This is a genomic window from Brevibacillus sp. RS1.1 (genome assembly GCF_013284365.1).
Taxonomy (GTDB): Bacteria; Bacillota; Bacilli; order Brevibacillales; family Brevibacillaceae; genus Brevibacillus; species Brevibacillus brevis_D.
The window spans coordinates 224,997-249,239 of the sequence record NZ_JABSVA010000001.1; the positions used below are offsets into that span (position 1 = coordinate 224,997).

Genomic DNA, 24,243 nt, shown 5'->3' on the forward strand with positions numbered 1-24,243 from the left:
AATTTTTGAATCACCCACACAATTGAATGCGGTAGTTCCTAAGATGATCTCCTGAATGAATGAGGATCATCTTTTTTGTTTTTTCTAGCAAACATCACATGACGAAAGGTTGTAGATGATATGAATACTTTGCCTTGCCAAGGCTGTAAAGGATTGTGCTGTGGGCCTGTTCCCATAACAGAAAAAGAATATAAAATGGTACACAAGAAATTGAAAGCGCTTCCAAATAAACTCCGTGACGATCTAAAAAATCAACCGAGAATGTTTGGAACTTGTATCTTCTACGACATGCAAAAAGATCAGTGTGGCATTCATAGCGTTCGACCGGAAGTGTGTCGCGCTTTTGGATATCACAAAGACCTTGTCTGTTTTCGCAATCCAGAATTGGCGACGAAAGAAGCACTGACCTTCAAGGAGAAACCGATTGGGTACTTGAGTATTGATTTTACTTGGAAGCATTTTTAAAAATATGGAGCAAATCATGGATCGCAACTGAATAATAATGTTATAGACTGCCTCATTGAACTTTATTCCTCCTTACCCTTTACACTTGATGCGCGATAAAAAATGCCGAGGAAGGCAGCATCCCTTCATCCGCCAAAGGTAGTGTATGAGAAGGAGGCTAATTATGTTGAGGAAGAGAACAAATGCAGGTAGAAGGTCTGCAATAATGACTGGGGTGTTATTACTAGCCGGATTGATTACAGGTATATGTAGTGTTGTACCTGTAATAGATGGAGCCGACTACCTTGTCATGGCTTCTCCAAATGAGAACCAGGTACTACTAGGAGCGTTTTTCCAATTGTTAATGATTGTTGCCTATGTTGGTATTCCTGTTTTGGTGTATCCGTTGTTAAGTAAGCACCATAAAGGGTTAGCTCTAGGATCTGTTGCTTTTGGCATCATTGCGGGTGTGTTTATTATTCTAGGTGTAATCATTCTTCTGTTGCTTTTGACAGTAAGCCACGAGTTTGCAAAAATCGGAACTTTGCATGTATCGTATTTTCAGACCCTGGGTGGATTGTTGCGGGAAGGACGTGATTTGGTGAACCATGTGGCAACGACACTGGCATTCGCGTTGGCGATGCTCTTGTTCACCTGCGTATTTTATCAAACACAATTAGTTCCACGTTGGTTGTCAGTCTGGGGTCTTATCGGAGCTACATTGTCTATATTGGCAAGCTTATTATTTATGATTCGCTTCATCGGTCTAGATGCAACCTACATGATGTTGAACATTCCAATAGCCTTTCAACAATTGGTTTTGGCTATATGGCTAATCATAAAAGGATTCACCCCATCGGTACGGGATTCTGTATCCTAATAAAAATGAAAAGCTCTGAAAATGAAATGCATTTTCCCCCAAAAAACAGCCGCGGTGTAGAACACGTTGATATGTTCTACACCGCGGCTGCCGTATCTATTTTTGTCAGTTGACCTTTTGCTCTACTATCCGTTCCAAATGCTTAAGCTTGAAATGCTTTTTTCAATGCATCCAGACCATCTGAATAGATTCCGTGGAACAGCTTGATAGCCTCATCGTCGCTAACCCCTACTGGTGTAAATTCGCCAGACCATTCCACCAGCGTTCCTTTGCCACCATTCTCACGAACGTGGATCGTCGATTCATAATTGGTAACAGGAAAAGGTGCTTGCATAATGGAGTAGGTGTAATGGCGCTCTTTTTCATTGAAGCCTACCAGGCGCTCTATAATCACATCACCGTCCGGATTTTCCAACCGACGCACCCGTCCCCCTTCGCTCATTTCGCTGCTTGGGATATATGGAAGCCAGTCTGGTAGTGAGTTAAATCCACCGATCAATTTCCACACTTGATCAGGAGAAGCAGAGATTTCAATCGTTGCCATTGTGTTTGCCATGTTGATTACCCCTTTTATCGTTAGATTGGTAGTGGAGCGTCTTGCGCCACCAGTTTTTGTTCACGCATTTCCTGCCAGAAGGCTGCAGGAATCACTTCGTTCATCGCAGCTACGTCCTCCGTGATTCGATCCGGGCGACTCGCACCTGGGATGACGGCAGCAACTGCTGGGTTTGCAAGCACAAATTGCAGCGCAGCAGCCTTGACGCTGATGTTGTGACGATTGGCAATCGTTTTGATGCGATCGACTTTTGCCATGATTTCAGGCGATGCTTTCTGATACTCGAAGTGGGTACCTCCGGCCAATACACCTGAGCTGTATGGCCCTCCAGCAATAATCTTGGCATTCATTTTTGCGGCATTTGGCATCACGCGTTGCAAAGCTCGGTCATGATCCAACAGGGAGTAGCGACCAGCCATCAAGAAGGCATCCGGTTGTACTTCATCCAATGCCATCGCGATCTCGATTGGCTCTACACGGTTTACCCCGAGGCCCCACGACGTAATGACACCTTCCTCACGTAAACGGGTCAGGGCACGAAAGGCACCTTTTCGCGCACTTTCAAAGTGGGAAAGCCACTCGTCGCCATAGAAGTCCTGTGCGATATCATGAACGTAGACGATGTCCAGGCGATCGGTCTGCAACCGTTTCAGGCTGTCCTCGATCGAGCGAAGCGTACCGTCTTCGCTGTAGTCCACGTGGAGCTTATTTTTGCGACCATATTCGAACAGTCCGCCTTTTTCACCCAAGTCACGCAAGGTTGGATCTTCCAGTTCATCCAGGATGATGCGCCCAACTTTTGTGCTCAACACATACTCGTCACGCGGACGTTTCGCGAGGGCTTCCCCCAGGCGAAGCTCAGCCAAGCCGGCACCATAAAATGGGGCAGAATCAAAGTAACGGACACCATTCTCCCAAGCAGCATCGACGGTAGCCAGTGCTTCTTCTTCCGGGATGTTGCGGAACATATTACCCAGAGGAGCCGTACCAAAACCAAGTTGTTTCTTCTGCAGAATGTTCTTCATATATGAATTCCTCCTAAAGAAGTGAGTATATTTCGTATCGACGACATCCTTTGAACGATACAATCGTCTTCTTCAAAGGTGATGATCATCTTGAGACTCATTATGTGGTATAGCCTCATCAAAGAAAAGAACGCACTTTTTAGTACAGTAGGAACCTGGAAGTAACCATTTTCTACGGTGGTTGAGGTTCGAATGAGACGAAATCCCTGATGATAACCATGTTTTAGTCTGATCCAATAAAAGAAAAAGCGTCAGTGTAAGACCTAATAAAGTCTTACACTGACGCTGATTGCATTACCTATTGTCGTTCCCCATTACTCCACACTGACCAAAACGCGCTCCAACGCATCCAACGCCTGTTCTGCATCGGCACCATCCGCAGTCAAGACGACTGATTGTCCTTTCGACACAGCGAGGGACATGACGCCGATGATACTCTTGGCATTCACCTTCTTCTCCTCCTTGTTCAATCCGATTTCACTGGAAAAAGATGCTGCTACTTTCACAAACAAACTAGCGGGACGCGCGTGTAATCCCTGTGCCAACTGGACGATGACCTGTCTCTCTCTCATTTGATTCACCCCTATCCCTTTCTCGTGAAATAGCTACAGGCCTTCTATAGCCGTCAGCAGTTCTTCTACCTGATCTAAACGAGTCAATCCCGTTTCCTTGTCAACGATCGATGTATAAATGTGTGGAATGACCTGTTTGGCACCAGCTGCGAGGCATACCTCCACAATCGGCCGAATCGAAGCAGCATCGATCCCGCCAGTCGGCTCAAAAACGGGAATCCCGTAACGTACGGCTGCTTCTGCCATCGCCTTGATTTCATTCAGCCTTTCCAACCCATCGACTGGATAAAATTTGACCGAGTGTACGCCAATCTCCGCCAGCATCGCGGCGGCTGCATCACAAGAGAGCAATTCTGGCACTTTGTTGCTCATTGGTCCCGTGGTGACTTGAACCTTTCCTGGTTGCCCACCGGGGGCAATCAATGCATTCACGATGGTATGTGAGTTGCCGACTGCCTGTAGCCCCCCGAGCGTATAGCCTGCTGCCGGAAATACCTGATTGACGTGATCTGGTTGTGTCTGCACCGCGACTTCAGCGACCTTTTTCCATTGCGTAGGATCACCTGCGCCAAGCCCTACAGACACGGGTACACCTGCTTGCTGGTATTGTTCAACAGCGGTTATTGCTGCTTCTACGGACGCAAATCCTTTGACCAAGATCCCGACCAGAGCGCGGCCATCAGCCACGGCACATATTTGTTTTGCGTTTTCTACATCCCGTGCCAAAACGTTTAAACGAATTTTTTGTGTGCCCACTTTTGTTATTCTCCTTCTCCCTGTTTTTGCAGCAGTTCCTTCATTCGTGCTGCAATGATGTGTTCTTGCCCTTCATGAAACGGTCGTGGATCAAAGGCGATCACACCCGTATTCACATAATGGTTACGGGTAAAAATAGCTGGATTTCCTTGCTCCAGTTGGCGTGTAAGCTCGCGAGCCGTCATTCCCGTCACTCGTTCGTCAAGCTGAACTTGCACACGATAGATCTCCCTGCCTGCCTCATCCTGTGCGATCCTTGCTTTCACACCGGGCAATCTGTCCAGTTCTCCTGCCAGCCACTCCACTCGCCTGCGCTGCTCGGTAACATTTTGCTTTTCGGGATCGTACTGTCCAAGCGCTGCAAGTAAACCCGCAATGGCTTCCTTTCCTACCTTCATCGCACGACCAACGCCTTTATATTGCGCGCGACATGCGGCAACCAGATCGGCACGACCTGCGATAAACCCAGACGTGGGTCCACCAATTGCTTTTCCGCCACTGTAAATGACCAGATCGGCCCCCATCGCCACGTAACGCCGCAGATCCTCCTCCGCCGCTGCGTCTACAATGACAGGAAGTCCAAACTCCCGACCGAGTTGAATCATCGTGTCTAACGACTGCATCCCTTTTTGAATCGAATGGTGAGATTTGACATAGAGCAGTGCTGCGGTCTGATCATCAATGGCTTCTCGCAAATGGTCTGCTTCTACCTGATTGGCATGCCCGACCTCTACGACTTTCCCTCCGCCCAGTGCAATCATCTGTTGAACGGAAGCACCGAAATGCACCGCGTGTCCTTTTTGGATGATGATCTTGTTCTTCATCCCTTCGGAAAAAGGAAGCCGCTCGATCAAGCTCAGATGGCAACCAGCTATGACAGCTGCTACACTAATGGCAATGCCCGCAGCTGCTCCAGAGGTAGGACAACCGTCTTCTGCCCCGGTCGCCTCTGCGATATGACGACCTGCCACAATCATCAGCTCGCTGATTTCTACATAATCCATAGCGGCTTCGCCCATGGCCTTTGCGATAGAAGGATGGACGGCACTCGCACCCAATGCCGTCATCTTACCGCTTGCGTTAATGACTTGCTTCAACCCTAGCTGCTGATAGATTCCCATGGTTTGCCCATCCCTCCTGTGAAAACGCTTCGCTCTTCCCTCATTGTGTCGGGATCGGGAAAATGGCGCCGAGGAGCATGGCCCCGATAATCGCACCACCCGCAATTGGTTTGTTGTAATAATAGAAAATCGCTGCTCCAACTGTTGCACCGAGTCCAACTGGAATCGAAGCCATAATCGCTGAAATGATGATCAATGGACCTAAGTAACGCCCTGCTGCGTTTCCTGCTCCCATCATGACATCGGCACCAAAGGTGGAGTTCGATGCGTTGATCGTATACTTCCGAATCAAAATAATCACGGTACCAATGATAAAGCCCAAGAGCGCACCTGTCGCCAGCGCCAAAGGAAAAGAAGTCAACGGAGCTGTAAAGCCCGCTCCCAGCATCAACGCTGGAACGCCAATCCCAATACCTGTTTGCAACGAGCCTCCAATATCGAGAATCCCAACCAACGGTCCCTCCAAAATACGAGCAAACAAAAAGCTCGCACCAAACGCGGCAGCCGCACCATATCCGCCACCCTTGATCCCCGCCTCGAGCATCGCAACGATGGCGATATCGTTAAAGGCCCCGACATGATACACATAGTAAAGATGAGTACCCGCAAAGATTCCTGAAGCCAAGCACGCCACAAAGAGGGGAAATGCCCATTCTGAATACCAAAACCCTTTTGCCTGCAATTCACCCATTACTTTTTCACCACCGATCCGAATGTTTCGTGTAGCTCTATCAACCACTGTGGAATTTCCACGTACATACTCTTCAAGAGCGCAACATCAAAACCGCGGAAGAAGCCACTGAATACAAACAAGAGAATGACTGCAATAAACATGGATTTGGTAATTTTGTTCCAACCGCTGTCATCCAAACCTTTACCGATCAAAATACCCAAGACGATTCCAGGCACTGCATTCCCCATGACCAAGTGCGACAAACCGCCCAAGACCGTTCCCCAAATCCCGGTCCGTTTGCCTGCATCCATCGCCGCCATCCAGAACACAATCGGCATAATCGGGTTAATCAACCAGTTCGCAGCCGGGACCAGTACCTTCGTCGCTACGAGCTGCATCGATTCGGGAATTGCCGTTGCAGTGGAATTCAACACGGTGACCACAACGACACCGACCGCTGCTCCGGCAATCGCCATTTGTTTCGGATTGTGCAACGTTTCTGCGACATTCTTGTTGCGCCAGAGCAACAATGCCGCCGCCCAGTTCGGGATGACGCGATGATCGACATCTTGCGTCAATGCACCAGCACCAACAACAGACGCCCATGCGTTAAACAAAAAACCAAGACCAAATGAAAAGTGGGAAATGGGATCGCCTGCACATGCGTTCAGCTCTCCAAAAGTCCGGAATGCTCCCATCCCCTGAACATTGGGTGCATGGAACATCCTCGCTGCCCCCGCACCAACCCCGAAGCCGACCAATGCCCCGATGACGATCGACTTCAACACAATCATCAATGTAACCATAAAGCTACCCCCTGTCTGCTTCTATCGCTGACGAACCAACTGCCCCATACCCGCAGTCGTCTCGGTCTGCTGCTGAAACGTTATGTTTTCTACCTGGACCAGACCCAGCCTCACTTGAATATCTACGGTGATGTCATACCGCGTCCGTTTACGGGGGAAAAACAAACCCAAAAATCGCTCATACTTCACTATTTCTGTCGCAGACACAATGGAAACCCCTACAGGTTCGATTCGCACGACCAAATCATTCGTTTGTCTGGCCACTACATGCTTGATTTGGGAAAAAATCCTGTTGAAGGCTCCTTCTTTCGTATCGCCACTGCCGGATAATCGCAAGGTCTGCGTCGTCTCCGTGTACATGAATTACCTCCCTCCCAGCTTGATGTATTCTTCCGCCATGCGTCTGCCCAGCTCTTCTGTATCCATGAAGCCAAAGCCAATCACTTTGTTGCCGCTACGCAAAGCAGTAATACCAGCATCTACTGAGCGCAAGCCGTACTCGACTGGAAAACCATACTTGGTCTTGGCTGTCAGTGCCCCAGCCCCACCACTTCCGCAAAAGGACAGCCCGAGGTCTGCGCTCTCACTGACCATGACATCCCCTACCTTCATATCCGCGCCAACACCTGGAATGACGATCGCGGTCCCGCCAGCTGCTTCGATTCCTTTTGCGATGTTCTGTCCTTTTCCGAGACGATCCCCAATCACGATTTTTACCTTAGACATATGCAAAACCTCCCTATATTCACAGCAATGTTTTAAGTTGGCCCCATCTGCATGGCACGGATCGCTTCAAAATGAACAGCCAATAGAAACGCTTCTGTATCATCGGCCTGCCATGCACTCTTTTCTTCCGCGAGGACTTTGTGCGAGAGCATAACCATATCGGGATGAATTTCAGCGAATAACTCCGCTTCAATTACGGGTAGCCTTTCACCGTTTGTCATCCGACGCACAAATGCCAGTACATGAGCACCGATGGCCAGCCAGCGCTCTCGCGGTATATGAATCTCTATGAGGCGAAACTCCTCCTCAATTTTCTGGAGAATCCATTTACATTCAGAAATTTCAGATATATATTCCGGTTTTGTCTCAGCCAGTTCCTTGAGAATGTCATCAATCATTTGCATGTCAGTACCCTTCCTGAAGTAATCGCTTGATAAGCCACTACTCTTTGCATTGTCTCCAGCGTTTCTTGTTCACTGTCCGTTAAAATTGTCCTCTCTTTTTTGAGCTGCAAAATGGATACGTCCGCGCATGCCCCTACTTTCAACGTCCCAATCTCGTTTTCCAGCCCGAGAATTCGTGCGGGCGCATACGTACTCGCCGCTATCACCTCATCGAGCGCGTAGCCCATTGCGAGAAACTTCGTGAGTGTGTGCGTCAAGCTGTGCACAGGACCATCGATATTGCGCTGGTGAACATCCGTGCTAATGACATGTGGCGTAATACCCTGGGCCTGCGCATGACGCAATGTTTGGAAGCTAAAGCTCGCTTCGCCGTGCCCGATGTCGAGTAAGACTCCCCGCTCTAATGCGTCTTGTGCCTCTGGAATCAACTCGCCTCGTTCGTCGAACATCCCTCCTTTTTTCCCATGAAACGCATGTGTCACCACGTCTCCTCGGTCTAGCAGAGGCAATATTTCCGTGAGTTTTGGCGGAGCGTTTCCGATGTGCACCATCATGGGTACGCCCGCTTCCTTCGCCGCTTCCTTGGCTACGAGCAAGGGTTGAAGCCCGTTTTGCTTGACAACAGAACCGCTCATGCGGGCTTTTATTCCTCGTATTATCGGCTGTTTTCTGATAAGGGCTACCGCTTCTCTCGGGGTTAACCTCGACATGTCTGCGAGCTCCCCACCACCTGTACACAAGCCATCCCCTGAAATGTTCAGAAATGCCAGAACACGAGTAACAGAAGGGTGCACTGCTTCTTCAAGAAAAGCATCAAACGACCATAGCCCGACACTGCCAGCATCTACTACGGTTGTCACTCCTTGCTCGACCCCGACCCGATCCGCGGCTACGCCCAAACTCGTCTTTGTCGGAAAAACGTGAGCGTGCAGATCGATCAAACCAGGTGTCACCACATATCCCTCTGCCTCGATCGTCTCCTTGCTTTCCAGATACATCCCTTGAACGTCGGTTGTCTTCCCTTTCTCATACAACCCAACGATTCGCCCTTCCCGAATGGCAAGATCATAGTGCCCGTTCAGGTTCTGGGAAGGATCAATGACCCGTCCGTTGCGTATGAGTAGATCCACTTTCACTCTCTACCGCCCCTTTTCCTGAAAAATAGCGCATAATGGCCGTCACCTCACTAGACGGAACTTGGAGGTTTGCCTCAGCCATCAATTGGTTCAGCTTTTCACGCCATGCCTTCCATTCTTTTGATTCTGCCTCACCCAACGATTCCCACTCCTCCTGATAGGGTGAGCCAAAAGCTAATCGATTCACCATTAGCAGTAGATGCAGCGTCAGTCCGCTTGCCGTCTGTTCCGTTACGTACTCACGAAAAGCAGTCACGATTTTTTGATTGATCTCATACCCTTTGCAGATGACATCCTGAGACAACCTCTCCACCACTGGCAAATCTGACGGATTGAGATCAGCAGTCATCGTGGGAAACCAAGCTTCCTTGCGACCATTCACAGTCTGCTGTCGATTTCCTCCCTCCACTTGCAAGGCTTCCAGACAATTCTGAATCTGGTTGATATCCTGGCGCGTTGGAAGGGGACTGACAATCACAACAGGCACCTCGGCTTTGATCGGCAGAACACTGATGATGACATCCACGCGACGACTCGCCAAATACTTCTCTACCTCTGTACTGGAGCACAGGCCTACGACCCGAAGTGAACGCAATTCGCTTTCGAGGTACGTTTTCAAAAACCGAGAAGTCCCTCTGCCTGTTCCGCAAACGACGAGCGCATCTGCCTTTTTCTGCTCCAGCCAGCGATCATATCCCGCTTGGAAATGCAGGACAAAGTAAGCAATGTCTGCATCAAGCCAATAGACCCCGCGCTGCCAAAACACTTCTTCGCAAGAGCGTTTGACTGCATCAAACATGCGTGCGTATGAACGGCGAATCTCCTCTGTCAGTGGATTCGCAAAAAGAACTCCCTGGCGATAACGGTTCAAACTGTCATCCAGGTGAGCAAAAAGCAGTCTCATCAGCTCCTGATCCTCGTGCAACGGTGCCAGCATCCGGTTACTAACCGCTTCCGTCAGTTCTTTGGTTGTCTGGAAAACGTCCAAAACAATCCTCCCTGCTCGCGCCTCTCTTGGCACCTGTTCGGTCCCTAACAGCGGAAGGCACGCATACGCAATCTCGTGTTCGGGAATATCGACGTGCAATCGCTGACATAATACTCGAACCTCGTGTGAGAACAGCTCGTACCCGCTCCAATGCCTCGCTTCCCCCAGCTCGGCATCATCTGCCGTGACCAATTGACCTCGTTGTACACGATGGACGACAATACATAAGCGAATCAGTAAACTAATCAGTGCTCGGTCTGCCAGCGTCTCCGAAGCAGCATTCATCCATGCTTTGATGCTGTGAATAATCTCCCCTAATTCTGCACGGCTGATCAGCCACTTCTCCAATAACGGACCCGTTCTCGCTTCTTGTCCATTTTCCAAAAACATCCCCTGTACCATCCGATACATGTCGATTCCATCCAACAGATCGTGAATCAAGTTTTCGAGGGCATACCGCTTGTGCCGCTCACTCCCGTCTACGCGCACACCATACCTTTGTTTCGTGACGAGCTCGAGACGCCAGCCATCGAGCAGCTTTTCCGCGTCCTTCACATCGGCAACGACGGTATTGCGACTAACACCCATATGGTCGGCCAAATCGTTCATTCGCTGATACCCTTCCGACAGTAGAAGAATGAACAAAAAATGCTTGACCCGATCCTTTTGCGGCAGAATGAGTGTTTTGCTGTCATCCCTTTGCAAATTTTCCTTCAAAGCATTTCGATGCTCTTGTTCTTCCGTGATCCACAGCCCTTTATTCGGTTGAGAATGGAGGATGACATTTCGTTCCTTTAACCATTGCCTAACGTTATCCAGATCGTACTTGACGGTGCGTTCGCTTACCTGGAAATCGCGCGCGACGTCCTTAATTTTCAGCGGATAGTAGCTGTCGAGTATCACCTTCAGTAATGCATGGGAACGTGTGGTTAAAAAGACCATTCCTTTCTCCTTTCCATAAAAAGCTGTGTCCTTGCTTGAGATTCATTATAGAAAACGCTTTCTCGGTGGTAAAGAACGATTCCTTTCCCCATCAATCGTGCAATTTTTGCAATTATCAGTTCGATTCGACAGCAATGAAAAAGATGACCCCGGTTAAAACTGGGAGCCATCCATCCTCTCTTTATAACCTATTTGACATAGATTGTCGTTTTTGCAGTTGCCTTTGTATCCGTTTCGATGTTTTTCACAGTTGCCTCAAACTTATGTGTCTTTTTTTGCTCCGGCTTGAACTTTAGCAGTACTTTGTGCGTTTTATTTTCTTCGTCATATTCATCATTGATTTCGGCCACGTCATAATTATACTCTCTGCTAAATTTTGCTGAATCCATTCCAGTTGCTTGATAGGTTAGCAGCAAGTAAATTTCATCACCAAGCTTGATTGTTGCGGTTTGTGGGCTAAGAGAAGCTTCGGTTTTGGGATTCGCGATCACGTCAAACTTTACCACTCCACTTCCACTTATCTCCTCATCTTTTTCTTTATCATACATTTCCAAGAAAAAGAAAGGGGTATAGGTTCCCTCTTTACGTGGGGTAAAGTAACCTGTTGTTACGTACATCCCCTTCTTGCGATCAAGTGTGGTTCTTACTTTTTCTACCTTTTGAGTCGTATCTACTGAATTAAACGAGAAAAATAAAAACTTCGCGTCTTCGCGAATCATTCCCTTATACGGAGTATGTACAGTGAATTTTATTTTTTCATCCACTTTAAGTTTTTGTTCAGGTGAAATGAAAAATTCTGAATCTACAGAAGGCACCGTTTCCGGCATGTTGTCTACAAAGATCCTTTTATTCGCTCTTCCTACCCATATTTTATCTGTATCACTCATAATGATCTCAAACTCGATACCCAAACTTCCCACTCTGTCGCCGATGATATCCTCCGGTGTAAATGTCGCCTTTGACACATAGTTCTTTCCCTTTATTTTCGTGTCTGGCTCAATGGTTATCGTCTGCTCTTTATCCATTTTTGCCTTAACCACGATTTTCGCTTCGAATGATTTTCCCTCTTTTTTCGTAACTGCCTCCATCTGTATCTTTGTTCTTGGAGAATACCTGTCTTTTTCTGGACTTATTTTTAGTTCAACCGGTATCGACTCTTCTATTTCTTCGGATGCCAGGGTGACTGTGGTGACCATGTGACAAGCAAGGCTACTGCTATAATCCAACTCATGAGGAAATAAATCCTCGAAGACTGCTTTCGCTCCATGAAAAGCATTCCGTACCCCTCCAACCATTTTTTGGTGAAACCTCCATCCAAATAGTACCATTCCATGAAAAAGGTCCGCACCGAAAGGTTACGGACCTCTACTTTTAGGCAATGCTTACAGGATTCCTCCCAAGCTCGCACCTTTGACAAACAGTCGTTCGATATTTTTCTCGACAGTTGGATCTGGTACCAATGGCGGTGCTTGATGTGGCTTGGTACGAGCATCAATAATCAAATTATCGCAGCCCCAATGCTTGTTCTCGTAATAGCTGTTCACGCCATAAATGTCGTGGGATGGATTGCTTCGTGTGAAGGTAGCCCACAGGAAGTTTTGTAGCGAGGCGCTCATAAAGGTACTGTCGTCACAAAGGATAATCATCGGGCAAGACGGGATCGGTCCTCTTGCTTGAATCGCGTCACACAGATTCTGTAATTGCTGCTGGGCGTTTGCGTAATCGGTAAAAGCTGGACCTTGAATCGACACCACACCTGGCATAATCAGGCGAGCATTCGCAAACTCTCGCAAATCCTTCAGTTCATCTGGTACCCCTTTGCACAGCTCTCGTTTTTGATCGCCGTAAGCTGCGAGGACAACCTTGCTGCCGCTGTTTAAGCCCGTTCCCGAATAATCCAGCGTATCAATGGTCGTGTTCGTATAGAAATGAACATCGCGATGCAGATCGATTCTTTCCAAAATATAGGTCATAAAATCAACTTCATCATGCGTCGTCAATGGGCGGTTTTCTTCTGCGGTAATGAATAAATACTTGGCTAAGCTCAATTGACCCGTCCCTAAAATGCGGTTGGCAATGGTGAGCATCTCAGTCGGTTGTTTGACTTGTTGATATGGCGTATAGCGCTCGCTTCCGATGGCAAACAGCAGCGGATGTACACCGGCAGCATCTACTGCATGGACTTCTTTTACACCCGGGATTTCTTGTTTGATCGCATCGCCCGTTAAGTCGTGAATCAACTGGCCAAACGATGTATCTTCTTGTGGCGGACGGCCCACAACCGTGAAGGGCCAGATGGCATTCGGCTTGGCATACACTTTCTGTACCTTCATCACAGGGAATGGATGGATCAGACTGTAATAACCCAGATGGTCACCGAACGGTCCTTCTGGTTTCGTATCTCCAGGATAAATATCTCCTGTGATGACAAAATCCGCATCATTGCTTATGCAGTAACCATCGATATAGCTGTAGTGAAAACGGCGCCCAGATAGCAAACCTGCAAAAGTAATTTCGCTCAAGCCTTCTGGCAACGGCATAACAGCCGATAAAGTATGTGCAGGCGGCCCGCCAACGAAACAGCTTACTTTCAGCGGCATCCCCATTTTGGTCGCTTTGGCTTGGTGGACACCGATCCCACGATGGATTTGATAGTGCAAGCCAATTTCTTTGTTTACTTCATACTCATTACCAGTCAACTGCACACGGTACATACCCAAATTGGAATTCATGATTCCAGGCTTGTCCGGATCTTCCGAATAGATTTGGGGCAGCGTGACAAAAGCTCCGCCATCCATCGGCCAGCTTTGGATGAGTGGAAGGTCCGTTATGCTGATTTCCTGTGCAGTTACCGGCATGCTAGTGGATTTTTTTGCAGGCAATGCTTTCAGAGCTGCAAAGCCGTTCTCGATATTTTTAAATGGCTGCTTTAGCGCTTTCATCGGATCATTGCGCATAGCGATGATATTTTCAGCGGCTTGCCAGGTGCTTCTGAAAATAAACTTGCTGCGCTCGATTGTGCCAAATAGATTGGATACCGCGCGAAATTTTGAGCCTTTTACATTTTCAAACAGCAATGCTGGTCCGCCCGCTTCGTAGACCTTCAAGTGAATCGCGGCCATTTCTAAGTAGGGATCTACTTCTTCGCGTATACGGACCAAATGTCCGTGCCTTTCCAAGTCAAGGATGCACTCTTCTAAATTCTGATACATATCTATAGGGCTCCAATCACTAGATTCTAGATTTACCTGTAGATCAATACCTTCTCATCATACAGGAAAGATCCTACAAATTCACGATACCCTTCCGCACAATTTCTTGAAGCTCGCTCAGTTCTCTGATTTCGTACGTCGGCTGAATGCTCGTCTGATTTTCCTTGCCCTGAGGATTGAACCAGCACGTATCAATCCCGTATTGGGCCCCCCCTTGTATGTCAGAGGTCAGGGAATCTCCCACCATCAATACGTTCGCCTTCTCCGTCCATTGCAATTTGGAAAACGCGTAGTCAAAAATTTCTCGATCAGGCTTTTTGTAGCCGACCTCTTCGGAAATAATCAGATGCTCAAAAGAGTTGCAAAGCGGTGAAGCGGCGATTCTTGTTGTTTGCACAGAGGCGAACCCATTCGTAATGATCGCCAAACGGCAATCCTCCAAACTGTGGCACAATTCAACCGCTCCCGGTACCAAATGCACTTCTTTGCCCAAGGATTGGAGATAGGCACTGCCGAACGCCTCTGCATCGACGTCTAGCTGAACAGCTTTGAAAAGTCTTCGAAATCTTTCTACGCCCAGCTCTGCTAGAGTGATTCGCCCCTTTTCTAAATCCTCCCACAATCCTTTACTGATCTCTTTGTAAGTCGCTCCATAATCAGACGATCCCGTAGCAAGTCCAAACTGGGAAAACGTCTTTTGCAAAGCATTTGCTTCTGTCTTTTTGAAATCAAGAAGTGTATCATCTACATCGAATAATATGACTTGATAGCGCATGGCAACCTCCAGAAATCTTTATTGATCAAGTATTCGTACAAACTAGACCTTTCTATCATATCAAAAACAGAAGGCTAAACTGCATACAAAAAGCCTCGAACTGTACTAGTCGAGGCCGTGAATGCGAGTTGGTCAACAGCTTGTTTCCAATGAAAATCCATACTACCCTAGCTTAATTCGCACTTCATTGACGACATGCAAGACGGAAACCGTTCCCATTTCCGGTATTTCACTCGTGGAAGAAGAGCCTTGTGTGGCTAAAAATTGGGAAACACGGATGAAGTACTTGAATTTCCTTCATTATCTCATGGTATTTACTTTGCAGGAAGTACACGCTTTCCTACCGAATGATTTATCTACATGATTGAAGGAAGGTGAAGCAATGAACGCACTCTTAGTCATTGATGTGCAAAGCGGAATTGTGAATGGTGGGGATTACAAAGAGGAACTTTTTTTGATGGAACAAGTAATTAAGGATTTTAAAGAGAGCAATCGTCCTGTCATTTTTATCAGACATATCGATGCTGCAGAAGAAAGTCCACTGAATAGAAGCTCTATCGGTTCTGAAATACACCCTCCATTTAAAGACTATTCCGACTACTTGATCGAGAAGCAAACCCCTAGTTCCTTCTTCCAAACAGAGCTCACACAAACTTTAGAAAACTTAGGGGTCGAGCATCTTTTTATAATCGGTTTTGAGACGGAATTTTGTTGTATGTTTACGGCGATCGCTGCCTATGATCGCGGATATAAGGTGACGTTTATTAAGGACGCAACTGGAACAACAAATACGGCCGAATCATACGACATGCAAGGTTTAGACATTAAACGGTTTGTAGGAACCGTTCTTCGTTGGTCGAGTGTCATCGAAGTAGTAAACTACGCCGAGTACGCTGAAAAATACAAGTGATGAGTAGCGCATATCTGTTATACAAGGGCTTGCCATCGATATTCCATTGTGGATGAAATGGCGGGTTTTTCCTATGTATCATTTTATTTATGAATACGCGCTTCGCCCCACTCGCACATCAGATTCAAGATCGTCCGCAAGCTCTCTCCTTGCTCCGTAAGTGAATATTCCACTTTTAAAGGAACCTGATGATAGACGGATCGGTTGACCAATCCATCTTCTTCGAGCTCTCGTAGCTGTTGGGTCAGCATCTTTTTCGATGCGCTAGGCATATATCGATGCAACTCACCGAATCTTTTCGTACCTTCTTTTAACAAACAAAGAATAACAACCTTCCACTTCCCACCAATTACTTCCAATGTCGCTTCAACGGGTACGTTATATTGTTTCGTTTGAATATCGCATTCCTCCATGCTTTTTTCCCGATGGTTTGGTACCTTTGTGTACACCTGGTTCCCGGAAATTATCTACTTTTCGGCTATATCTCCATCCTATTATACTCAAATCAGCTTACGAAATGGAGGAATTACCTTCAACTACGATCCAAAACGTTCAGTCATTGCTATATGACAAAAGATGTCATAAATGACGGCTTATACTGAATCCAACAACGAAACGATTGGAGGATTTCAGTGTGAAAAGTCTGCGTATGTTTGCAAAATGGGTAATGATTGTAGGATTGTGCTTGATGTTCGTTTCCTCTGGTATTTACAAGCTGATTGGTCATCCAGAGACCACACTCGCTTTCCAAGGATTCGGGTTTCCCCTTTGGTTCCAAGTTGTAATCGGTTTGGGAGAAGTGCTCGGCGGACTGGGTTTATTGATGAAAAAGTATGCGCGTTACGCTGCCTATACACTCGCAATCATTATGCTTGGTGCTACAGTCACTCTGCTTTTACATGGTGACACATCTACTGTAGCGATTCCGCTTGTCTTACTCTTTATTTTCTTGCTGATCGGTCTACGCCGATTTAATCCTTCTGCTCGCTAACAAGGCCGCCAGTTCCCACCCGTAACCAGGTGAGGAGCTGACGACCTCTCGCTTTTTTTTCAAGCTCACTCGTTTACAAATGCTTCTTTATAAAGTGTAGGAGGATCTGACTCTAAGTTATCCATTGAAATCGTCATGAGACAAAACCCTTTCCCTGCTAAAAATAACCGTACCTTGTCCTGATTTCAACACCAATTTGCATTGTTCCACCAGCAAGTTCACTATCGCTGTGACAGGCTCTTCCCATGTAGAGAATAATTATTTACCACATACCCTTCTGCCCGAAATCATAGTAGGTAAAGATAGTAAAAAAGGAGGGATGACATGTGGATCAAGAAAAAGTAACCATCAAGATTAACGACAATGGATCAATTCGTGTTACCGGTGCAGTTGAGTTACTGGATGGAGCAGGTGACAAGTATGAAGTCGGTTCATCTTTTTCACTCTGTCGATGCGGTCAATCCGAGAAAAAACCGTTCTGTGATGGCACGCATAAAAAAGTAGGCTTTGAAAGTGCACCACGAGCAAAAGAATGATCCGAAAGAGCGCAGATGCGCTCTTTTTCTTTTATCAATCGCTTTTTCTATCAAATTGTTTCCTCATAGAAGTACTGGTATAATTTTGAAAAGCGCTCCGATCACGTATCTGTTCTTTTTTGTATTCTCGTTTTGATTGACGGGGGTTATTTTTTATACCTAAGATAAAGACATTCCGATCCCATATACGCAATGACGAAACACTTTCCTTCGTCAGTTATGGCTGACAAAGTTAGGAGTACACAAACATGTATGCACAAACAGTACGTTACGATCAATTTGGTGAGCCCCATAAAGTATTGAAGGTTGAACAACGGCTAATTGAACCGTTGAAGCAAGATGAAATTTTGGTGAAAATGAGCGCACGTCCTATTAACCCTTCTGACATCATCCCGATTCGTGGTGCTTACAAGCATCGCATCAACCTCCCCGCTATTCCTGGGTATGAGGGGGTTGGTACCGTTATTGATACAGGTCCTTTTGCTCAACGCTCTCTTATCGGGAAACGTGTTCTGCCATTGCGCGGTGAGGGTACATGGCAAGATTACGTCAAAACGACTGCCGAGCTAGCCATTGAGGTACCTGATTCGATCCCAGATGATATCGCCAGTCGGTTGTATATCAACCCCATTACTGCGTGGGTCATCTGCATGGAGACCCTTCAACTGTCTTCTCAGCAGGTTTTGTTAGTCAATGCAGCTAACTCAGCCATTGGCCGCTTGTTTATTCAACTATCCGCTCTTTTTGGTTTTCAGGTAATCGCTATCGTCCGAAACGCAAGATATACCGAGGAGTTGATGGAGCTTGGGGCATGGCATGTCATCGACAGTTCACATGTGTCTATCTATGATGCCATCATGAGTGTCACGAACGGACAAGGTGCACATGCGTCTATTGATTCCATTGGCGGACCTGATGGTTTAGAGCTGGCGAAGTCTACACGTGCTGGCGGGATTTTCTTGTCATTAGGCCTTTTATCGGGAGTTCAAGTGGATTGGTCGATCATCTCGAAAGAGCTTGGCGTTCTCCCACAACTATTTTTATTGCGCCACTGGAATCAACGCGTTTCCTTGTCTACCTGGCACGAAACGTTTGAGAAAGTCATCGAGCTCGTTCAGAATGGGAAGCTCCTTATAGCTGCACCTGGAGAAAAATTTGCTTTGCAGGATGTAAAAGAGGCCGTGCAATTTGCGGAGAGCCGTCATCGTACGGGGAAAGTCATCTTGGTGTAAACACCAGAAAAAGACGCTGGGAACGATCCATCATGCAGCACCTCAAGGATTATAAGCGGTTTCAAAAACACCGAAGCCAAAAATGACCGTGTTCTCGCCCTTTTTGGCTTCAACGAAACATAGGGGGCACTATGGCTAAACATGAAAAGACGTTTCTTAAAAATTATGAATCCAAAGCCTCTGAATATCTGAACGATAAAGAAAAAGCTTCTCATCTCCTAAAAAAAGCAATGAAAAAAGCTGATAAAAAAGCGATCGGTGATGTTTGGGAGAATTTACAGCTACTCTTTAGTATTTTCGGTGATTGGACGAGTGGTAAATACCGAACAATCCCGGTTAAATCCATCTTGATGATTATTGGCGGGATTTTGTACTTTGTTTCACCCGTAGACGCCATCACAGATTTTATTCCCGTTGTTGGTTTACTAGATGACGCGACAATCATTGGACTGGTGTTTCGACAAGTGAGCAGCGACCTTACTCTATACAAAGAGTGGAAACAAAAAGAATTTTTACAGGAATAGCTTTCATCCATTTTAATAGAGAGGTGCTTTGATGACGTTTCACGAGTATTTACGCCATACATTTCCAACGTTAATGCTTAGACCACCATTGTTTTATAACTGGGATATCGGAATCCGTTTTGAACTGGGCGTGGACTACCATTACCATAACGTTTATGAAAATTGCCCCTATTTACAGGGGGTTTATACGCGAGCGATTACTTTATGTAAGACTTTACATGCACCTAACGATGACATTTATATTGTAGTGGATGTAAACGATTTTGGAGACGGTGGAGCTTTCAAGCGTAAATTGAACGTCTTTTCCAAATATGTGAAGAACAAATCCCTTTTGTATAAGCTGCAACAACACACTATCCCTTTTGTTTTTCCAGAAGACGATGAGAATGAAGCCTATCGAACGCATCGATTCGCCTTGAAGTAAGACATCGGACTTTTCATTTGTTCCGATGATAAAAGCAATCTGCCGTCAGGACATGGGATTACAACCACATATTTTTCACCGGGTCTACATTATCAATACGAGCAAACAAACCATCTTTCACATCTATGACGATCGAGGCTGTGATTTATTAGCCACTTCTCCTGAAACAATCAGAGGGATTTATGAAAGCTATTCGCATTGGATTTTAGACTATGACAGAGCCAAGATCGATCAGGTATTTTCGTAAATGGAAGCCGTTATGGCAACACATTTCCGGCAGCACGATAGATGTCATACCACTCTTCTCGCGTCAAACGAATATGGGCGGCTTTCACGCAATCTTTCATTCGGTCGATATTCGTCGTGCCAATGACAGGTTGCATGTTCGCCGGGTGCCGTAGCAGCCAAGCGATGGCGATTGTCGTGTTGGATACCTCATATCTAGCTGCAATTTCGTCGACTTTTTTGTTCAACTCAGGAAATTTCTCGTTTCCAAGAAAAGACCCCTCGAAGAATCCATGCTGGAATGGCGACCAAGGCTGAATGGTAATATCATGCAGCCTACAGAAGTCGAGTACACTGCCATCTCGGTTCACAGCCGAGTTGCTCTCCATATTGACGTTGAAGCCTTGTGAGATCATCGTCGCGTTCATAATACTGAGCTGCAACTGGTTAGCGACGATTGGTTGCTTCACATATTTGTGTAACAACTGGATCTGCATCGGATTCTGATTAGAAACGCCAAAGTGGCGTACTTTACCCGTGCTTTCCAAAAGATCGAACGCTTCCGCTACTTCTTCCGGTTCGACAAGCGTGTCAGGACGGTGCAACAGCAAAACATCCAAATATTCAGTTTTTAAACGCTTTAGAATGCCATCTACCGCATTCAAAATATGCTCTTTGGAAAAGTCGAACATACCGGGCCGAATACCACATTTCGATTGCAACAGGATACGCTCGCGAACGCAAGGACTCATCTGAATCGCTTCTGCAAATACTTCCTCACAACTGCCTTTTCCATAAATATCTGCATGGTCGAAGAAGTTCGCCCCTTCTTCAAGCGCCGTTTGTACGAAGCTCTCTGCTTGCAGCTTGTCTAGTGAGCCTATTCTCATGCAACCGATTGCGATAACAGGTACCTCTAACGTGCTCGTGCCGAGTGGTATGGTTCTCATGTCAATCCTCCGATTCTATTTTTTCAACTGGTACCAACAAGAAAGGACGGCTTGTTAAAGCGGATTTTCATGCGTGCTCATTGGTTTATTCTACTCACAAGACTGAGAATCCTGCGGGAATGGAGCTCGAGATGGATAAGGTGAATGTACAAATAAAAAGTCCTTCCCATGGAAGGACTTTGTTTGGTGTAACTTCCCTGTACACCCTTGTTTCTTCTGTTCAGAGAAAATAAAGCATTTCACCTCACAGAAAAGCGTATTTACCTTTCCTTTCAATCTTCACTATTTTTCCTCATTAGTTCCGTTTATGATTCCAATTTTCCCCATCTCTCTATACTTTTCATATCGGTGTTGCGTAAGCTCTTCTGGAGACAATCGTACCAATTCTTTTAGAGATGATTCGATGACAGATTCAACCATTTCCGCCTGCCATTTTATATCATTTTGTGCTCCACCTTTCACTTCAGGAATGATTTGATCAATAATTCCTAAATGCTTCAATTCTTTTGCTGTAATTTTCATGTATTCAGCCGCTTTTGGAGCATACTTAGCATCTTTCCATAATATCGATGCCGCTCCTTCCGGTGAAATAACCGAGTACCACGAGTTATCTAGCATATGAATATGGTTACCGATACTAATCCCAAGGGCTCCACCACTTGATGCTTCTCCTATTACAATACAAACAATCGGTACTCTAAGTGTTACCATTTCAAATAAATTACGAGCTATTGCCTCAGAAATTCCACGTTCTTCAGATTCTCTCCCCGGATAAGCACCTGAAGTATCAATGAATGTAATAATAGGGCGATTAAACTTTTCAGCTTGCTTCATAAGGCGTAAAGCTTTTCTATAACCTTCTGGGTGTGCCATTCCAAAATTTCTTTCTATGCTTTCCTTTGTGTTCCTACCTCTTTGGTGACCAATAATCGTAACAGGCATGCCTTTATATTTCGCAATTCCACCGATTATTGCTTTATCATCTCCATAAAGTCGATCGCCATGAAGTTCGATAAAATCTGTAAACAATAACGGAATATAGTCCAATGTTGTAGGCCGGTTACGAAGCCGAGCAATTTGAACTCGTTGAAATGGTGAAATATTCGTATAAATTTCAGATTGCATTACTTTTAATCGTTCTTTTAATGCATGAATTTCTGAAGATAAATCGAGATCATTTTTTTCCATATACTTCTGTAATTCATCGATTTTTTCTTTTAATTCTATAATTGGCCCTTCAAAATCTAAACTCATTCATTGCCTCCTTCTATATACGATTTTCCATTCCTTTTTAAGGAAGCGGATTTAGCTATCGAGTTGATTAAGAGTTCAAAGCCATTGACAACTGTTTTCCGTTCAGCTTCTGATAAATCATTGAGAATTCCTTGATAAAAATGAATCGATTGTTCCCGTAAAGAAGCAACCGTTATTTTACCTTTTTCTGTGAGATGTAGATAAACTTCCCTTCTGTTATTTTCATTTACTTCACGGCAAATAAGCTCATTTTTTACCAACTTGTCTACTAATCTACTTACTGATGATTGTTCTAATTTAAGCTTGTTAGCTAATTCCCAAATAGTTAATTTCTTGAGCTCTAGTTCTTCTAACGCCATCATTTGGGAAACCGACAAAGGTTTTTCAAACAGATCTTTTGGAATTCTTTCTGGTTCGAGAATTCCAGTCATTCTAATAAATTTTTTAATATCTGTTCTTAGTTTCAAGGCATCTTCTCTATTCATAAGAAATTAATTACTCCCCTCAACTAGTGTCTTGCGCATAATATGTATCATGCATTAATTGCATTATACATGAAATTGATGTAATAACAAGTTACCGCCTTATTTCACATCCAAAGAAAACCATTTTGGATTACCAGTCGACCGTCTCTTACCCCTGTCAAGTAGACGGAACTAAAAAAGCCTAAGCAGCCAATGTGTTTCGGTTGAAGTGCACCCATTAATGTAGACATTGGAAAAACCCTTGCGATAAACACGGCTGTTGTATTATCCTGCCTGTTAGTTGAATAAATCCAAAAACGAAATAATATGCGGTCATTATTGACTATGAAAGACTGGTAGGGTATTTGATAATAAATAAACACAACAGATTATTAAAGCTAACTGTTGTGTTTATTGAACCATTTAAACGGCAAAAAGTCGGTTCGTTTTTCATGATCACTTTCTTTAGCTAGATATTCCCTAAAAGTGTGGACATATTTTTATGATTGTTAGCGAGCCAAATCATTTCCTTTGCAAAACGAGCCGGAGGTACACTATGTTGGTCCATGTTAGAATGAATCCACCATGGGCTTTCCATATACCACAACAACTGCAATGAATTTGTTAAGTAACCATCCATAACGGTACGTTCCTCACTGTATCCCTCAATAAACGCTGAAGCCAGGGAAACGTCAAAATAATCACCTAAGGCACATGACATAACTGCCCGTGCAACATCAAGTTGAGGATAATCATATTTCAGTCGATCAAAATCTAGTATTGCAGTTAATCGATTATGATCAAATAAAATATTATCGACCCAGAGGTCACGATGTGCCCACCCAGTAGAAAGTATTTCAAGGTTTTCAATATTCATTTCTTCAGTTGCTTTAAGTTGTGTCTCTATATCATCAAGCAATTCGATCTTCCCAGCTTCCCTCGCCTTTTTCAAAACTGATTTCCAATGTGCTAAACGCTCTTCACGGCTTGGAGGAACAAATTGGGGGGTATCTTTAGAACCAAGTGTCCCGTCGTTTAACAATCGATGCATTTTTCCAGTTGCTCGACCTAGATTGTATACTTGATGTGCATTAGCTTTACCTGGCGAGATTAGTTTGCCCTGGCAATATTCCATGACAATAAAGAGTTCTCCTTTATCTGATTCAAGCAGTATACTTTCATCGTGTGATAAAAGATTAGGACATTCAAGGCCTTGATTTTTAATCGAACCTGTTGAGAAAATGCAAACTTTAGATCCTCAGGATTATACAGCTTAAATCGTTCTTTATTGAATTGTTTAAGTAAGAATTGCCCTGATTCAGTCGTGACTCTCCATTTCAGGTTTAACCAACCACGTTTTATTGGACTGGATTCAATTACTTCCAATCCAAAAAAATGATGGGAAGCTCTAATTAAGTCTTCCAATATCAATTCCTCTGTCAATATGGACTCCATTTGACCACCTCTACTTACAGTTTAATTGTATGAACTACTTAAAAGTTTCGCTTCCAATCGTGTTTTTCTGCAAACATTGCTACAAAAACAAGAAAAGCCCTTGATATCAAAGGCTTTTCTACCATTTCGTATGGAGCGGGTGATGGGAATCGAACCCACGCCGCAGGCTTGGGAAGCCGGAGTTCTACCATTGAACTACACCCGCATGATGTTACCGCATTCCATTCCAGCTGCTTCCAATTATAAACCTGTCTGAATTATT

Annotated in this window: 26 protein-coding genes, 1 tRNA gene and 2 pseudogenes; 8 read left to right on the top strand and 21 right to left on the bottom strand. The window is 45.3% G+C overall.

The window, feature by feature from the left end; all coding sequences use genetic code 11:
• The first annotated feature begins 120 nt into the window (after window positions 1-120).
• Together HP570_RS00950 and HP570_RS00955 are read left to right on the top strand one after the other, a co-directional pair.
• The gene (locus HP570_RS00950) at window positions 121-465 is read left to right on the top strand and encodes a YkgJ family cysteine cluster protein (protein ID WP_173624632.1); all 345 of its coding nucleotides are present in this window, start codon (window positions 121-123) and stop codon (window positions 463-465) included.
• A 163-nt stretch (window positions 466-628) separates the two neighbouring features.
• Entirely contained in the window at window positions 629-1,324 is a 696-nt protein-coding gene (locus HP570_RS00955; protein WP_173624633.1) for a DUF4386 domain-containing protein, read from the top strand.
• 142 nt (window positions 1,325-1,466) lie between these two features.
• Here the strand turns inward: HP570_RS00955 and HP570_RS00960 are convergent, their stop codons facing one another.
• The 15 genes from HP570_RS00960 to HP570_RS01030 all read right to left on the bottom strand — a co-directional run bounded on the left by HP570_RS00960 (window position 1,467) and on the right by HP570_RS01030 (window position 15,016).
• Complete coding sequence (locus HP570_RS00960; protein ID WP_173624634.1) at window positions 1,467-1,880, bottom strand: SRPBCC family protein; 414 nt, start codon at window positions 1,878-1,880, stop codon at window positions 1,467-1,469.
• 20 nt (window positions 1,881-1,900) lie between these two features.
• Window positions 1,901-2,905 carry an aldo/keto reductase gene (locus tag HP570_RS00965; protein WP_173624635.1) on the bottom strand — a complete coding sequence of 335 codons (1,005 nt, stop codon included), beginning with the start codon at window positions 2,903-2,905 and terminating at the stop codon, window positions 1,901-1,903.
• Between the two features lie 314 nt (window positions 2,906-3,219).
• Window positions 3,220-3,477 (bottom strand): HPr family phosphocarrier protein, encoded by a 258-nt coding sequence (locus tag HP570_RS00970; protein ID WP_015891454.1) that lies wholly within the window; start codon window positions 3,475-3,477, stop codon window positions 3,220-3,222.
• Between the two features lie 33 nt (window positions 3,478-3,510).
• Window positions 3,511-4,233, bottom strand: coding sequence for a KDGP aldolase (locus HP570_RS00975; RefSeq protein ID WP_173624636.1), 723 nt, complete (start codon window positions 4,231-4,233; stop codon window positions 3,511-3,513).
• 5 nt (window positions 4,234-4,238) lie between these two features.
• Complete coding sequence (locus tag HP570_RS00980; RefSeq protein WP_173624637.1) at window positions 4,239-5,354, bottom strand: DgaE family pyridoxal phosphate-dependent ammonia lyase; 1,116 nt, start codon at window positions 5,352-5,354, stop codon at window positions 4,239-4,241.
• A 40-nt stretch (window positions 5,355-5,394) separates the two neighbouring features.
• Window positions 5,395-6,045 carry a DUF4310 family protein gene (locus HP570_RS00985; RefSeq protein WP_041749462.1) on the bottom strand — a complete coding sequence of 217 codons (651 nt, stop codon included), beginning with the start codon at window positions 6,043-6,045 and terminating at the stop codon, window positions 5,395-5,397.
• The gene (locus tag HP570_RS00990) at window positions 6,045-6,833 is read right to left on the bottom strand and encodes a DUF4311 domain-containing protein (RefSeq protein ID WP_015891458.1); all 789 of its coding nucleotides are present in this window, start codon (window positions 6,831-6,833) and stop codon (window positions 6,045-6,047) included. Before HP570_RS00990 ends, HP570_RS00985 begins: the two co-directional genes overlap by 1 nt.
• Before the next feature lie 21 nt (window positions 6,834-6,854).
• Window positions 6,855-7,193 carry a DUF4312 family protein gene (locus tag HP570_RS00995; protein ID WP_173624638.1) on the bottom strand — a complete coding sequence of 113 codons (339 nt, stop codon included), beginning with the start codon at window positions 7,191-7,193 and terminating at the stop codon, window positions 6,855-6,857.
• A gap of 3 nt (window positions 7,194-7,196) precedes the next feature.
• The gene (locus HP570_RS01000; RefSeq protein ID WP_173624639.1) at window positions 7,197-7,559 is read right to left on the bottom strand and encodes a glycine-rich SFCGS family protein; all 363 of its coding nucleotides are present in this window, start codon (window positions 7,557-7,559) and stop codon (window positions 7,197-7,199) included.
• 32 nt (window positions 7,560-7,591) lie between these two features.
• Window positions 7,592-7,963: a hypothetical protein gene (locus tag HP570_RS01005; RefSeq protein WP_173624640.1), complete on the bottom strand. Its 372-nt coding sequence runs from the start codon at window positions 7,961-7,963 to the stop codon at window positions 7,592-7,594.
• A complete protein-coding gene (locus tag HP570_RS01010; protein ID WP_173624641.1) occupies window positions 7,954-9,099 on the bottom strand; it encodes an amidohydrolase/deacetylase family metallohydrolase in 1,146 nt (381 codons plus the stop codon). The genes HP570_RS01005 and HP570_RS01010 overlap by 10 nt, the downstream gene beginning before the upstream one ends.
• Window positions 9,059-11,029 (bottom strand): BglG family transcription antiterminator, encoded by a 1,971-nt coding sequence (locus HP570_RS01015; protein ID WP_173624642.1) that lies wholly within the window; start codon window positions 11,027-11,029, stop codon window positions 9,059-9,061. The genes HP570_RS01010 and HP570_RS01015 overlap by 41 nt, the downstream gene beginning before the upstream one ends.
• Before the next feature lie 188 nt (window positions 11,030-11,217).
• A complete protein-coding gene (locus tag HP570_RS01020) occupies window positions 11,218-12,324 on the bottom strand; it encodes a hypothetical protein (RefSeq protein ID WP_254494969.1) in 1,107 nt (368 codons plus the stop codon).
• Window positions 12,325-12,411: 87 nt separating this feature from the next.
• Window positions 12,412-14,241, bottom strand: a complete 1,830-nt coding sequence (locus HP570_RS01025; protein WP_173624643.1) for a UbiD family decarboxylase — start codon at window positions 14,239-14,241, stop codon at window positions 12,412-12,414.
• A 73-nt stretch (window positions 14,242-14,314) separates the two neighbouring features.
• Complete coding sequence (locus HP570_RS01030) at window positions 14,315-15,016, bottom strand: YjjG family noncanonical pyrimidine nucleotidase (RefSeq protein ID WP_173624644.1); 702 nt, start codon at window positions 15,014-15,016, stop codon at window positions 14,315-14,317.
• A gap of 382 nt (window positions 15,017-15,398) precedes the next feature.
• Between HP570_RS01030 and HP570_RS01035 the strand changes: the two genes are divergently transcribed.
• On the top strand, window positions 15,399-15,926 hold the full coding sequence (locus tag HP570_RS01035; protein ID WP_087349961.1) for an isochorismatase family protein: 528 nt from the start codon (window positions 15,399-15,401) through the stop codon (window positions 15,924-15,926).
• An 83-nt stretch (window positions 15,927-16,009) separates the two neighbouring features.
• Here HP570_RS01035 and HP570_RS01040 read toward each other — a convergent pair whose 3' ends face one another.
• A complete protein-coding gene (locus tag HP570_RS01040; protein ID WP_015891469.1) occupies window positions 16,010-16,339 on the bottom strand; it encodes a winged helix-turn-helix transcriptional regulator in 330 nt (109 codons plus the stop codon).
• A 221-nt stretch (window positions 16,340-16,560) separates the two neighbouring features.
• On the opposite strand from HP570_RS01040, the gene HP570_RS01045 reads away from it, so the two are divergent.
• The 5 genes and pseudogenes from HP570_RS01045 (at window position 16,561) to HP570_RS01065 (ending at window position 19,880) form a co-directional block, all read left to right on the top strand.
• Window positions 16,561-16,917 (top strand): DoxX family protein, encoded by a 357-nt coding sequence (locus tag HP570_RS01045; protein ID WP_173624645.1) that lies wholly within the window; start codon window positions 16,561-16,563, stop codon window positions 16,915-16,917.
• Window positions 16,918-17,243: 326 nt separating this feature from the next.
• A complete protein-coding gene (locus tag HP570_RS01050) occupies window positions 17,244-17,453 on the top strand; it encodes a CDGSH iron-sulfur domain-containing protein (RefSeq protein ID WP_016743559.1) in 210 nt (69 codons plus the stop codon).
• A 248-nt stretch (window positions 17,454-17,701) separates the two neighbouring features.
• On the top strand, window positions 17,702-18,685 hold the full coding sequence (locus HP570_RS01055; protein WP_173624646.1) for a zinc-dependent alcohol dehydrogenase family protein: 984 nt from the start codon (window positions 17,702-17,704) through the stop codon (window positions 18,683-18,685).
• A gap of 131 nt (window positions 18,686-18,816) precedes the next feature.
• Window positions 18,817-19,209 carry a YkvA family protein gene (locus tag HP570_RS01060; protein WP_015891474.1) on the top strand — a complete coding sequence of 131 codons (393 nt, stop codon included), beginning with the start codon at window positions 18,817-18,819 and terminating at the stop codon, window positions 19,207-19,209.
• A gap of 31 nt (window positions 19,210-19,240) precedes the next feature.
• Window positions 19,241-19,880 (top strand): annotated as a pseudogene (locus HP570_RS01065) (DUF3885 domain-containing protein).
• Between the two features lie 10 nt (window positions 19,881-19,890).
• Here the strand turns inward: HP570_RS01065 and HP570_RS01070 are convergent.
• From HP570_RS01070 to HP570_RS01090, 5 genes and pseudogenes are all read right to left on the bottom strand, one after another.
• Window positions 19,891-20,808 carry an aldo/keto reductase gene (locus HP570_RS01070; RefSeq protein ID WP_173624647.1) on the bottom strand — a complete coding sequence of 306 codons (918 nt, stop codon included), beginning with the start codon at window positions 20,806-20,808 and terminating at the stop codon, window positions 19,891-19,893.
• Window positions 20,809-21,090: 282 nt separating this feature from the next.
• A complete protein-coding gene (locus HP570_RS01075; RefSeq protein ID WP_173624648.1) occupies window positions 21,091-22,062 on the bottom strand; it encodes an acetyl-CoA carboxylase carboxyltransferase subunit alpha in 972 nt (323 codons plus the stop codon).
• Window positions 22,059-22,547: a MarR family winged helix-turn-helix transcriptional regulator gene (locus HP570_RS01080; protein ID WP_173624649.1), complete on the bottom strand. Its 489-nt coding sequence runs from the start codon at window positions 22,545-22,547 to the stop codon at window positions 22,059-22,061. The genes HP570_RS01075 and HP570_RS01080 overlap by 4 nt, the downstream gene beginning before the upstream one ends.
• A 448-nt stretch (window positions 22,548-22,995) precedes the next feature.
• Window positions 22,996-23,981 (bottom strand): annotated as a pseudogene (locus tag HP570_RS01085) (phosphotransferase).
• Window positions 23,982-24,112: 131 nt separating this feature from the next.
• Window positions 24,113-24,186 (bottom strand) — tRNA-Gly (locus tag HP570_RS01090).
• Window positions 24,187-24,243: the final 57 nt, after the last annotated feature.

Coding starts and splice junctions, on each gene's coding strand:
- HP570_RS00965 (WP_173624635.1), bottom strand. CDS start 2,905: ATGAAGAACATTCTGCAGAAGAAACAACTTGGTTTTGGTACGGCTCCT.
- HP570_RS00960 (WP_173624634.1), bottom strand. CDS start 1,880: ATGGCAAACACAATGGCAACGATTGAAATCTCTGCTTCTCCTGATCAA.
- HP570_RS00985 (WP_041749462.1), bottom strand. CDS start 6,045: ATGGGTGAATTGCAGGCAAAAGGGTTTTGGTATTCAGAATGGGCATTT.
- HP570_RS01070 (WP_173624647.1), bottom strand. CDS start 20,808: ATGAGAACCATACCACTCGGCACGAGCACGTTAGAGGTACCTGTTATC.
- HP570_RS01035 (WP_087349961.1), top strand. CDS start 15,399: ATGAACGCACTCTTAGTCATTGATGTGCAAAGCGGAATTGTGAATGGT.
- HP570_RS01020 (WP_254494969.1), bottom strand. CDS start 12,324: ATGGTTGGAGGGGTACGGAATGCTTTTCATGGAGCGAAAGCAGTCTTC.
- HP570_RS01080 (WP_173624649.1), bottom strand. CDS start 22,547: ATGAATAGAGAAGATGCCTTGAAACTAAGAACAGATATTAAAAAATTT.
- HP570_RS00950 (WP_173624632.1), top strand. CDS start 121: ATGAATACTTTGCCTTGCCAAGGCTGTAAAGGATTGTGCTGTGGGCCT.
- HP570_RS01030 (WP_173624644.1), bottom strand. CDS start 15,016: ATGCGCTATCAAGTCATATTATTCGATGTAGATGATACACTTCTTGAT.
- HP570_RS01055 (WP_173624646.1), top strand. CDS start 17,702: ATGTATGCACAAACAGTACGTTACGATCAATTTGGTGAGCCCCATAAA.
- HP570_RS00955 (WP_173624633.1), top strand. CDS start 629: ATGTTGAGGAAGAGAACAAATGCAGGTAGAAGGTCTGCAATAATGACT.
- HP570_RS01005 (WP_173624640.1), bottom strand. CDS start 7,963: ATGCAAATGATTGATGACATTCTCAAGGAACTGGCTGAGACAAAACCG.
- HP570_RS00990 (WP_015891458.1), bottom strand. CDS start 6,833: ATGGTTACATTGATGATTGTGTTGAAGTCGATCGTCATCGGGGCATTG.
- HP570_RS01060 (WP_015891474.1), top strand. CDS start 18,817: ATGGCTAAACATGAAAAGACGTTTCTTAAAAATTATGAATCCAAAGCC.
- HP570_RS00980 (WP_173624637.1), bottom strand. CDS start 5,354: ATGGGAATCTATCAGCAGCTAGGGTTGAAGCAAGTCATTAACGCAAGC.
- HP570_RS01015 (WP_173624642.1), bottom strand. CDS start 11,029: ATGGTCTTTTTAACCACACGTTCCCATGCATTACTGAAGGTGATACTC.
- HP570_RS01040 (WP_015891469.1), bottom strand. CDS start 16,339: ATGGAGGAATGCGATATTCAAACGAAACAATATAACGTACCCGTTGAA.
- HP570_RS00970 (WP_015891454.1), bottom strand. CDS start 3,477: ATGAGAGAGAGACAGGTCATCGTCCAGTTGGCACAGGGATTACACGCG.
- HP570_RS00995 (WP_173624638.1), bottom strand. CDS start 7,193: ATGTACACGGAGACGACGCAGACCTTGCGATTATCCGGCAGTGGCGAT.
- HP570_RS01000 (WP_173624639.1), bottom strand. CDS start 7,559: ATGTCTAAGGTAAAAATCGTGATTGGGGATCGTCTCGGAAAAGGACAG.
- HP570_RS01075 (WP_173624648.1), bottom strand. CDS start 22,062: ATGAGTTTAGATTTTGAAGGGCCAATTATAGAATTAAAAGAAAAAATC.
- HP570_RS01025 (WP_173624643.1), bottom strand. CDS start 14,241: ATGTATCAGAATTTAGAAGAGTGCATCCTTGACTTGGAAAGGCACGGA.